The following is a 9494-nucleotide window of genomic DNA, read 5'->3' as shown; positions in this document are numbered from 1 at the left end:
CTTCTTGGACAGGTCGCCGCCGGCGATCGCTGTTGCAACTTCGGCGATGTTGCGGACCTGCGCGGTCAGGTTGGAGGCCATGAAATTGACGTTGTCGGTGAGGTCCTTCCAGGTGCCGGCTACTTCGGGCACCTCGGCCTGCCCGCCGAGCTTGCCCTCGGTGCCCACCTCGCGGGCCACGCGCGTCACTTCGGAAGCGAAGGCGTTGAGCTGGTCCACCATGGTGTTGACGGTGTTCTTCAGCTCAAGGATTTCGCCCTTGACGTCCACCGTGATCTTTTTGGAAAGATCGCCTTTCGCCACCGCCGTGGTCACTTCGGCGATGTTGCGGACCTGGCCGGTGAGGTTGCCGGCCATTGAGTTGACGTTGTCGGTGAGGTCCTTCCAGGTGCCGGCGACGCCGGGCACGTTGGCCTGGCCCCCGAGCCGGCCTTCGGTGCCGACCTCGCGCGCCACGCGCGTCACCTCGCCGGCGAAGCGGTTCAGCTGATCGACCATCGTGTTGAGGGTTTCCTTCAGCTGCAGAATTTCGCCGCGGACGTCGACGGTGATCTTGCGGGAGAGGTCGCCGCCGGCGATCGCGGTCGCTACCTCGGCGATGTTGCGGACCTGCGCCGTCAGATTGCCCGCCATCGAGTTGACGCTGTCGGTGAGGTCCTTCCAGGTGCCGGCGACGCCGGGCACCTCGGCCTGTCCGCCGAGCTTGCCGTCGGTGCCGACCTCGCGCGCGACGCGGGTGACTTCGCCGGCAAACGCGTTGAGCTGGTCGACCATGGTATTGAGCGTTTCCTTCAGTTGCAGGATTTCACCCGACACGTTCACCGTGATCTTCTTGGAGAGGTCGCCCTTGGCCACCGCGGTCGCGACTTCGGCGATGTTGCGAACCTGGCCGGTCAGGTTGCTGGCCATCGAGTTGACGCTGTCGGTGAGGTCCTTCCAGGTGCCGGCGACGCCGCGCACCAGCGCCTGGCCGCCGAGCTTGCCTTCGGTGCCGACTTCGCGGGCCACGCGCGTCACTTCGCCGGCAAAGGCGTTGAGCTGATCGACCATGGTGTTGACGGTGTCTTTCAGCTCCAGGATCTCGCCGCGGACGTCCACCGTGATCTTCTTCGAAAGGTCGCCGTTCGCGACTGCCGTGGTCACCTCGGCGATGTTGCGGACCTGCGCCGTCAGGTTGCTCGCCATCGAATTGACGCTCTCGGTCAGATCCTTCCAGGTGCCGGCGACGCCGAGCACGTTGGCCTGACCGCCGAGCCGGCCGTCGGTTCCGACCTCGCGCGCCACGCGCGTCACCTCGCCGGCGAAGGCGTTGAGCTGGTCGACCATGGTGTTGAGCGTTTCCTTGAGCTGAAGGATTTCACCCGACACGTTCACGGTGATCTTCTTGGATAGGTCGCCGCCGGCGATCGCGGTGGCGACGTCGGCGATGTTGCGGACTTGTGCCGTCAGATTCGAGGCCATGAAGTTGACGTTGTCGGTGAGATCCTTCCAGGTCCCGGCGACACCAGGCACCTGCGCCTGGCCGCCGAGCTTGCCCTCGGTGCCGACCTCGCGGGCGACGCGGGTGACTTCCGAGGCGAATGAATTGAGCTGATCGACCATCGTGTTGATGGTGTCCTTCAGTTCCAGGATCTCGCCGCGGACGTCGACCGTGATCTTACGCGACAGGTCGCCGCGCGCCACGGCGGTAGTGACGTTGGCGATGTTGCGGACCTGCGCGGTGAGATTGCCGCACATCGCGTTGACGGAGTCGGTGAGGTCCTTCCAGGTGCCGGCGACGCCGGGCACGATCGCCTGGCCGCCCAGCTTACCGTCGGTGCCGACTTCGCGCGCCACGCGCGTCACCTCCGAGGCGAACGAGCGCAGCTGGTCCACCATGGTGTTGATGGCTTCCTTCAACTGCAGGATTTCGCCGCGGACGTCGACGGTGATCTTCTTCGACAGGTCGCCGTTGGCGACCGCGATGGTAACCTCGGCGATGTTGCGGACCTGGCCGGTCAGATTGTTGGCCATCGAGTTGACGCTCTCGGTCAGGTCTTTCCAGACGCCGGTGACTTCGGGCACCTGAGCCTGACCGCCGAGCTTGCCCTCGGTGCCAACCTCGCGCGCAACGCGCGTCACTTCGGATGTGAATACGCTGAGCTGCTTGATCATTGTGTTGACGATGTTGGCCGACTGCAGGAATTCGCCGCCCAGCGGCCGGCCGTCGACATCGAGCTGGACGGTCTGCAGCAGGTCGCCCTGGGCGACCGCGGCGACCGCGCGGGTGACTTCGCGGGTCGGCCACAACAGGTCGTCGATCAGGGTGTTGACCGAACCCTCCATCTCGGCCCACGAGCCGCTGGAGAGGTCGAACTTGATCCGCTGCCGGGTCTTTCCCTCGCGGCCGACGACCTGGCCGACCCGTTCCAGCTGCTGCGCCATCCGCTGGTTGGCGGCCACGATGTCGTTGAAGGTGTCGGCGATCTTGCCCTCAAGGCCGAGATGGTCGCCCGTCATTCGTACCGAGAAATCGCCTGAACGCATCGCCTGTAGCGCGTGCAGCAACTCCTGCATCGGATCCGGTTTGCCGTTGGCCCCTGGTTTGCGCTTGGCACCGCGGCGAAGCGCTGGTGATGCTCCAGGGGAAAGATCACTCATGATGTCTCCTCAAGCCGAACGCGCGAATCCGATCGCGCCGTTAGGAAATGCCCCCGTACGAGATCAAGCTGGAACAGCAGGTGACGCAGCAAAATCAATGACATGGAACCGGCCCGAAACGGATAAGGTCGCGCGCGGGTTTTGGTTCCATCGCCAGCTTGAAAAAATGTGAGGGCGCTCCGGAACGTTTTCACCTTTCGTTCTCTGCGGATGAACTTCCCTGGAATTAAAAACGCCCCGGCGAACCGGGGCGTCTTGACCTTTTGAAGGCGCGACCGGGTTCTTACGAACCCTTGGGATTGATCTCGGTGTAGTTGCCCTTGGCGTCCCACTTGTAGACGACGTAGTCGATCGCCTTGATGTCGCCCTTGGCGTCGAAACCCATCTTGCCGAGCACGGTGTCCCATTCGCCGGCCTTGATCGCCTCCATCACCTTTTTCGGTTCGGTCGAGCCGACCTTGGCCACCGCCTTCGCCCACACCTGCATCGCGGCGTAGGTATAGAGCGTGTAGCCTTCGGGATCGATGTTCTTGGCCTTGAACTTCTCGACGATGGCTTTCGCGGTCGGCTTGTTGCGCGGGTCGGGACCGAAGGTGAACAGGGTGCCTTCGGCGGCCGGGCCGGTGATCGACGCGAATTCCTTGTCGTTGAGGGCGTCGCCCGCCATCAGCACGGTCTTGAGGCCCTGGTCGCGCATCTGGCGCAGGATCAGGCCCGACTCCTGATGATAGCCGCCGACAAAGACGAGATCGATATTGTCGCGCTTCAGGCGCGAAACGATCGAATTGAAGTCCTTGTCGCCCTTGTTGTAGGACTCGAACATCTTCTCGGTCATGCCGGCCTTGTTCAGCGCCTTCTTGGTCTCGTCGGCGAGACCCTTGCCGTAGGTGGTCTTGTCGTTGAGGATGGCGACGTTCTTGCCCTTGTAGTTCTTGACGATGAAGTTGGCGGCGACCAGGCCCTGCTGATCGTCACGGCCGCAGACCCGCGCCACGTTCCAGAGCTTGCGCTCGGTGAACAGCGGGTTGGTCGAGGCCGGGGTAATCTGCAGCACGTTGCCGTCGGCATAGGCTTCCGACGCCGGGATCGACGACGACGAGCAGAAGTGGCCGGCGACGAACGGGATTTTCGCGCTGGCGAATTTTTCCGCCACCGAGCGGGCCTGTTTGGGATCGCAGGCATCGTCACCGACCTGCAGCGCCAGCTTCTTGCCGAGCACGCCGCCGGCGGCGTTGATGTCGGCCACCGCCTGTTCGGCGCCGTTCTTCATCTGCCGGCCGAAGGCGGATTCGCCGCCCGTCATCGGGCCCGCCACTGCGATGCTGATGTCCTGCGCCAGCGCCGTCGTCGACAGCGCCAGGGATGCGCCCAATGCCAGGCCGATGAGTTTCGATGATTTCATGGGTGGTCCTCGCGGTGATCTCTAGGGGACTTGCCCGGCAGCCCGCCGGGTTCGAAAATCGCGGCCATTGTCCGCTGATTTTGCCGCGAAGTCATCGGCAATTTTCGGGCAAATCCACCGCTCAATCGCCGCATCTTGACGCAGCCTGTGCAGGGCATGCTAGTGCCGGCCGCCTTCCAGATAGGCGGCGCGGATTTCCGGGCGCTGCAGCAACTCGGCGCCGGTCCCCTCCAGCGTGATCAGGCCGTTGACCATGACATAGCCGCGGTGGGCCAGCCGCAGCGCGTGATTGGCGTTCTGCTCGACGATCAGCACGGTGAGGCCGTCCTGCCGGTTCAGGGTCCGGATGGCGTCGAAAATCTGCCGCGCGATCAGCGGCGCCAGCCCCAGCGAGGGCTCGTCGAGCATCAGCAGGCGAGGGCGGCTCATCAGGGCGCGGCCGATCGCCAGCATCTGCTGTTCGCCGCCGGACAGAGTACCGCCGCGCTGCGCCATGCGTTCCTTGAGCCGCGGAAAAAGCGCCGTCACCCGCTCCAGCCCGGCGGTGCGCTCGGCTTCGCTGCAGTCGGTGGCGTCGGCCCCCATCTGCAGGTTTTCCGCCACGCTCATGCGTGGAAAAATCCGGCGGCCCTCCGGCGACTGTGCGATTCGCATCCGCGCGATCTCGTGGGTCGGCACACCGGTGATATCGTTGCCGTCGAACAGGATCTGCCCGGAGCGGGCGCGCGGCCGGCCGAACACCGTCATCATCAGCGTCGACTTGCCGGCGCCGTTGGCGCCGATCAGGGCGACGATCTCGCCGGGATTGATGGCGAGGTCGACGCCCTTCAGCGCCTCGATCTTGCCGTAGGCGGCGCGCAGCGACCGGATCTCGAGCAGGGGAGACGTCATGGCGTGCTCCCATCTTTTGGAAGCGGCGCAGTGCCTTTTCTCCCTCCCCCTGAAAGGGGGAGGGTCGGGGAGGGGGTTCTCTCCGCTTGCGCAATTCCTTCCGAATGCCGAAGAAGATCGCTGAGGACGCCCTCCAGGTTCGACAGGACATCATTGTTCCAATAGCGAACGACCACGATGCCCTTTTCCGCAAGCCAGGCCGTGCGACGATCGTCGGCCTGCTTCACCTGTTCGGCGTGTTGCCCGCCGTCGACCTCGACCGCCAGGCGGAGGCTTGGGCAATAGAAGTCGACGGTAAATGGTCCAATCGGATGCTGCCGCCTGAAATGAAGAACGTTGAGCTGATCGCGGCGAAGCGCTCGCCACAGTCGGGCTTCAGCGTCTGTCATGTTGCTGCGGAGATTTCTCGCCCGTGCAGTGACAGCTTTCGTGCGGGAAAAGCGTGACCCCCTCCCGCCCGCTTCGCGGTCGACCTCCCCCTTGCAGGGGGAGGTGGGATGCCTATCGCACCATGCGGTCACGTTCCGCTCTCCATCACCGCGATCGCTTCTTCCTCGTCGGCGCCGAGATAGGCCGCGATCACCCTGGGATCATCGCGGATCTGCTGCGGGGTGCCTTCCGATATCTTGACGCCGTAATCCATCACCACCACGTGGTCGGAAATCTCCATCACCACCGACATGTCGTGCTCGATCAGCAGGATCGAGGTGCCGTGGTCGGCGCGGATCGTGAGCAGCAATTCGCTTAAGGAAGCGCTTTCCCGCGCGTTCAATCCGGCGGCCGGCTCGTCGAGGCAGAGCAGAGCGGGTTCGGTGCACATGGCCCGCGCGATTTCGAGCCGGCGCTGGTCGCCGTAAGGCAGATTGCCGGCGGCGTCATCGGCGCGCTCCAGCAGGCCGATGCGCTCGAGCCAGAGTTTCGACAGATCGATCGCGCGCTTTTCCGCGGCGTGCCAGGACGGCGCACCGATCAGTCCCAGAAAGGTCATGCCGGATGCCAGCATCAGCGCGTTGTGCTGGGCAACCATCAGGTTTTCCAGCGCGGTCATGCCGGGAAACAGCCGGATGTTCTGGAAGGTGCGCGCGACCTTCGCCTGCTTGGAAATCCGGAAATCGTTCAGGCGCTCGAGTTGAATTTGCCGGCCGTCGTCATGGGTGAGTTTCAGGCTGCCGCCGCTCGGCTTGTAGAAACCGGTGATGCAGTTGAACACCGTGGTCTTGCCGGCGCCGTTCGGCCCGATCAGCGCGGTGATCTTGCGCCGCTCGGCGCCGAAGCTGAGATCGTTGACGGCGACGATGCCGCCGAAGCGCATCGACAGATGATCGACGTTGAGGATGCAATCGGCGCTCATCCCTGACCCTCCTTGACGAGGTCGGACGAGATGGCCTGGTTGTGGTGCAGGAACACGGTCGGGGCGCGGTGGCCGATCAGCCCGCGCGGCCGCCAGATCATCAGGAGCACCATGGCGAGCCCGAACACCAGCATGCGAAACTGTTCGAGCCCGCGGAACAGCTCGAAACCGCCGATCATGAACAGTGCGGCGAGCGCGACGCCGAGCTGCGAGCCCATGCCGCCGAGCACGACGATCGCCAGCACCAGCGCCGATTCGTGGAAGGTGAAGGATTCCGGGCTGATGAAACCCTGCCGCGTGGCGAAGAAAGCGCCGGCGAGGCCGCCGAACATGGCGCCGGTCGCGAATGCCGTGAGCTTCGTCGTTGTGGTGTTGATGCCGAGCGCCCGGCAGGCGACCTCGTCCTCGCGCAGCGCTTCCCAGGCGCGGCCGATCGGCAGGCGGCGCAGCCGGATCGTCACCCAGTTCGTCAGCAGCGCCAGCGCCAGGATCAGATAGAACAGAAATACGATGCGGTGGGTGGTCGAGAACTCGATGCCGAGCTTGGCGGCCAGTCCGTCATCATCCGGCGTCAGGGGAATGCCGAAGAAGGACGGCCGGGGAATCCCGGTGACGCCGTTCGGGCCGCCGGTCAGGCTCTGCCAGTTGATGATGACGAGGCGGATGATTTCGCCGAACGCCAGCGTGACGATGGCGAGATAGTCGCCGCGCAGCCGCAGCACCGGAAATCCCAGCAACACGCCGCAGAACGCGGCGAGAATCCCGGCCAGCGGCAGGCAGATCCAGAACGAGAACCCGAAATTGGTCGCCAGCAACGCGTAGGAATAGGCGCCGACGGCATAGAACGCGACATAGCCGAGGTCGAGCAGGCCGGCGAGCCCGACCACGACGTTGAGCCCCCATCCGAGCATCACATAGGTCAGCACCAGGATGCCGAGATCGAGGATATAGCGCTCGTTGTAGAAGATCACCGGTACCAGAAAGGTGAATACCAGCAGCACCGGCACGACACCGCGCCGCACGACGGCGAGACCGCTCTGCACCGACGGCGGCACGATCCTGACGGTGCCGACCGGGCCCCACCACTGCCGCAGCAGTTCGACCACGATGCTGCCGCCGAACACGGTCGCGACCATGATGGCGAGATCGCCGAACCGGGTCCAGTAGGTGAGCTGGCCGTCCGGGCCTGCTTCGGTGCGGACGCCGACCATCAGGGAAAACAGCACCAGCGCCACCAGGGCGCTGATCAGGGCCTTCTTGAAGATGAAGGCTGCGCCGGGCGCGTAGCCTGCTGCCGGTGAAGCGGGGGCGGATGCGCTCACGCCGGGCATCAGACTTTTTCGACTTCGGGGCGGCCGAGCAGGCCGGTCGGCATGAAGATCAGCACGACGATCAGGATCGAGAACGCGGCGACGTCCTTGTATTCGACCGAGAAATACGCCGACCACATGGTCTCGATCAGGCCGATCAGCAGTCCGCCCAGCATCGCGCCGGGCAGCGAGCCGATGCCGCCGAGCACCGCCGCGGTGAAGGCCTTGATGCCCGCGACGAAGCCCATGAAGAAATCGACCTGGCCGTAATAGAGCAGGTACATCATGCCGGCGACGGCGGCCAGCGCCGCGCCGATGACGAACGTCATGGAGATGGTGCGATCGACGTCGACCCCGAGCAGCGAAGCCATGGTCTGGTCCTGTGAGCAGGCGCGCATGTCGCGGCCGAGCCGGGTCCGCGCCACCAGCCAGGTGAACAGCGCCAGCAGCACCACTGTGGTAAGCACGACCAGGATCTGCACGTTTGACAGCCGCACCACGAACCCGTCGGCCTCATAGAGGGTATATCCGCCTGTGATGATCGGCGGCACCGGCTTGACGCGGGCACCCTGCGCCACCTGCGAGAAGTTGGTCAGCACGAACGACATGCCGATCGCCGACAGCATCGGGGCGAGGCGGAACGAGTGCCGCAGCGGCCGGTAGGCGATGCGCTCCACGGTCCAGCCGTACAGCGCGGTGAGCGCCATCGCCACCAGCAGCACGACCAGCAGGATCAGGGGAATGACGGTGAGGCCGAACGAGACCAGGATCAGGAAGGCGATCAGGGCGGTGAAGCCGCCGATCATGAAAATATCGCCATGGGCGAAATTGATCATGCCGACGATGCCATAGACCATGGTGTAGCCGATGGCGATCAGGCCATAGATCGAGCCGAGCACGATGCCGTTGATGAGTTGCTGGGAGAAATAATCCATGCGCTGCCGTTTTGTGGATGACGCGGCGGTGGCCCCGGCAGCCGGTACGCCGTGTCGTGTCATTTTCTAACAGTGGCAAGGGGGGGCGGCAACAGCGCGGGGGGCGGCTGAACGGGCTTGTACATGGGTCATTTTGAAGCCGGGTTCCCGGCGGGGCTTCGCGCCTTTTGAGCGATCCCGGCCCCGCCGCCCCGGGGGCGGAAAGGTATACTGGTCCGCCAATCCGGCCATTAAGGTAAACAAATGGTTTAAATTGCCCGCCGCAGTTTAAGCAGGTTAGCTCGCCGCAAGCCGCCGCCCGGTCCCGGGCGCCGCGGAAAAGCGGGAAGCGGCATGTCGACAAACTGGCGGATCAGTTCATTCAATGGCGCGCTGCTGGCGGCCTATTTCATCCCGACCTGGACCATCGTCGCCTTCAAGATCATGGTTTCGCCGATCCACGGCCTCTACGAGCGGCCGAACATATCGGTGGCGCTGTTCATCAGCGATCATCTGCAACTGGCGGCGCTGAATACGGTTCGCTTCGCCTGGCTGCTGGCTCTGGGCAAGCTCACCGTCGTCGCCTTCTTCGCGTTGTTCGTGGTTCTGATCACCCGCGCCTCGATCCGCCGGAGCGGCGGCTGCGACGAGGCGCTCGGCATGGCGCTGGCGATCGGCAGCCTGATCAGTTTTGCCAGCATGGTGATGGCCTCGCAGGTCGGCGAGAGCGCGGCGCTTCGGCTGCATGCGACCGAGCTGCTACTGCTGCTCGGCACCGCCATCGTGCTGGTGGTCGAACGTCCGGCCCTGCCGCAGGCCGAGCGCAGCGCGTCGGCGCCGGACCTGTCGCTGCAGCATCCCCGCATTCTGGACAATGCCTGAGGCTGTCCGTCATTCCGGGATGGTGCGCCAGCACCAGACCCGGGATCTCGAGATTCCAGGTTCGATGCGGAGTTTATCATCGGGCCGGCCGAAGGCCGGACCCG

At 64.5% G+C, this 9494-nt stretch carries 8 protein-coding genes; 1 reads left to right on the top strand and 7 read right to left on the bottom strand.

The genetic code is table 11. The features are described 5' to 3' along the window. The 7 genes from Q8R73_RS17515 to Q8R73_RS17485 all read right to left on the bottom strand — a co-directional run. Positions 1–2640 (bottom strand): HAMP domain-containing protein (locus tag Q8R73_RS17515; protein WP_305720812.1); only part of this gene is annotated, 2640 nt, incomplete at its 3' end. A 283-nt stretch (positions 2641–2923) separates the two neighbouring features. After that, positions 2924–4042: a branched-chain amino acid ABC transporter substrate-binding protein gene (locus Q8R73_RS17510; protein WP_305720811.1), complete on the bottom strand. Its 1119-nt coding sequence runs from the start codon at positions 4040–4042 to the stop codon at positions 2924–2926. A gap of 159 nt (positions 4043–4201) precedes the next feature. Continuing rightward, positions 4202–4933, bottom strand: coding sequence for an ABC transporter ATP-binding protein (locus Q8R73_RS17505; protein ID WP_305720810.1), 732 nt, complete (start codon positions 4931–4933; stop codon positions 4202–4204). After that, entirely contained in the window at positions 4930–5322 is a 393-nt protein-coding gene (locus Q8R73_RS17500; protein ID WP_305720809.1) for an endonuclease domain-containing protein, read from the bottom strand. Before Q8R73_RS17500 ends, Q8R73_RS17505 begins: the two co-directional genes overlap by 4 nt. 128 nt (positions 5323–5450) lie before the next feature. Beyond that, positions 5451–6284, bottom strand: coding sequence for an ABC transporter ATP-binding protein (locus tag Q8R73_RS17495; RefSeq protein WP_305720808.1), 834 nt, complete (start codon positions 6282–6284; stop codon positions 5451–5453). Then, positions 6281–7615 (bottom strand): high-affinity branched-chain amino acid ABC transporter permease LivM, encoded by a 1335-nt coding sequence (livM, locus tag Q8R73_RS17490; RefSeq protein ID WP_305720807.1) that lies wholly within the window; start codon positions 7613–7615, stop codon positions 6281–6283. The genes Q8R73_RS17495 and livM overlap by 4 nt, the downstream gene beginning before the upstream one ends. After that, the gene (locus Q8R73_RS17485) at positions 7615–8529 is read right to left on the bottom strand and encodes a branched-chain amino acid ABC transporter permease LivH (protein WP_305720806.1); all 915 of its coding nucleotides are present in this window, start codon (positions 8527–8529) and stop codon (positions 7615–7617) included. The genes livM and Q8R73_RS17485 overlap by 1 nt, the downstream gene beginning before the upstream one ends. 333 nt (positions 8530–8862) lie before the next feature. Here Q8R73_RS17485 and Q8R73_RS17480 point away from each other — a divergent pair, with 333 nt between their 5' ends. Further along, entirely contained in the window at positions 8863–9390 is a 528-nt protein-coding gene (locus Q8R73_RS17480) for a hypothetical protein (RefSeq protein ID WP_305720805.1), read from the top strand. Positions 9391–9494: the final 104 nt, after the last annotated feature.

It is taken from the genome of Bradyrhizobium sp. (assembly GCF_030697065.1).
In the GTDB taxonomy this organism is placed as follows: domain Bacteria; phylum Pseudomonadota; class Alphaproteobacteria; order Rhizobiales; family Xanthobacteraceae; genus Bradyrhizobium.
Note: the sequence above shows the minus strand (reverse complement) of the source record. Positions and strands in the feature narration are given on the sequence as shown.

What these genes read in the sequence shown, in the direction of transcription:
- Q8R73_RS17495 (WP_305720808.1), bottom strand. Translation starts at nt 6,284, where the DNA reads ATGAGCGCCGATTGCATCCTCAACGTCGATCATCTGTCGATGCGCTTC.
- Q8R73_RS17485 (WP_305720806.1), bottom strand. Translation starts at nt 8,529, where the DNA reads ATGGATTATTTCTCCCAGCAACTCATCAACGGCATCGTGCTCGGCTCG.
- Q8R73_RS17505 (WP_305720810.1), bottom strand. Translation starts at nt 4,933, where the DNA reads ATGACGTCTCCCCTGCTCGAGATCCGGTCGCTGCGCGCCGCCTACGGC.
- Q8R73_RS17480 (WP_305720805.1), top strand. Translation starts at nt 8,863, where the DNA reads ATGTCGACAAACTGGCGGATCAGTTCATTCAATGGCGCGCTGCTGGCG.
- livM (WP_305720807.1), bottom strand. Translation starts at nt 7,615, where the DNA reads ATGCCCGGCGTGAGCGCATCCGCCCCCGCTTCACCGGCAGCAGGCTAC.
- Q8R73_RS17510 (WP_305720811.1), bottom strand. Translation starts at nt 4,042, where the DNA reads ATGAAATCATCGAAACTCATCGGCCTGGCATTGGGCGCATCCCTGGCG.
- Q8R73_RS17500 (WP_305720809.1), bottom strand. Translation starts at nt 5,322, where the DNA reads ATGACAGACGCTGAAGCCCGACTGTGGCGAGCGCTTCGCCGCGATCAG.